This is a genomic window from Cloacibacillus sp. (genome assembly GCA_036655895.1).
Taxonomy (GTDB): domain Bacteria; phylum Synergistota; class Synergistia; order Synergistales; family Synergistaceae; genus JAVVPF01.
This window is the reverse complement of sequence record JAVVPF010000052.1, coordinates 7,507-8,046: the sequence shown is the minus strand read 5'-3', so window position 1 is coordinate 8,046 and position 540 is coordinate 7,507. Positions and strand designations below refer to the sequence as shown.

Below are 540 nucleotides of genomic sequence, written 5' to 3'. Positions count from 1 at the left end.
TTATCCACATCGTACCGTAGAGGAAGGAGAGGGGATTGCCCTCCATGTTGAAGAAAAAAATGAAGGCGATGCCAATCGAAAGCCCCGGCAGAGCAAGCGGGATTATTGAAAAAAGGTAATCAGCCTGGCGCAGAAGCGTAAAGCCGCGAGTCTTTTCTATGAGCCACGCGTTGAGGAAGACGAAGAGGCTGCCAGCGCCGGCGGAGACGAGCGAGGTTGCTACGCTGTTGCGAAAAGAGCTAATGCCGCCCGTAGCGGGGCTGTCTACAAGGAAGTTGTCTAGAGTTAGCCCCATATCATAAGGCCACGCTTTCACGAAGGCGGCATAGAGCGCGGTTCCAAAAAGCGCCAATATGAAGAGGTTTATGACGGCGCAGTAGAGAAAAAGCGCGAGGTCGCGGGCTTTATTTTCCGTGACGCGGTAGGAGACGCTGCGCGACGAGACTGTAGCGTCGTGTGCGGTGCGCGTCAGCCTGTCGGTGACGAACATGACAAGCGCCGGCGTCATCAAAAGCAGTCCCACTACCGCGCCCATGCCGA

General features: G+C 55.9%; 1 protein-coding gene. It reads right to left on the bottom strand.

Annotated elements, in window-relative coordinates:
* Positions 1 to 540 (bottom strand): putative 2-aminoethylphosphonate ABC transporter permease subunit (locus tag RRY12_11860; protein MEG2185367.1); only part of this gene is annotated, 540 nt, incomplete at both ends.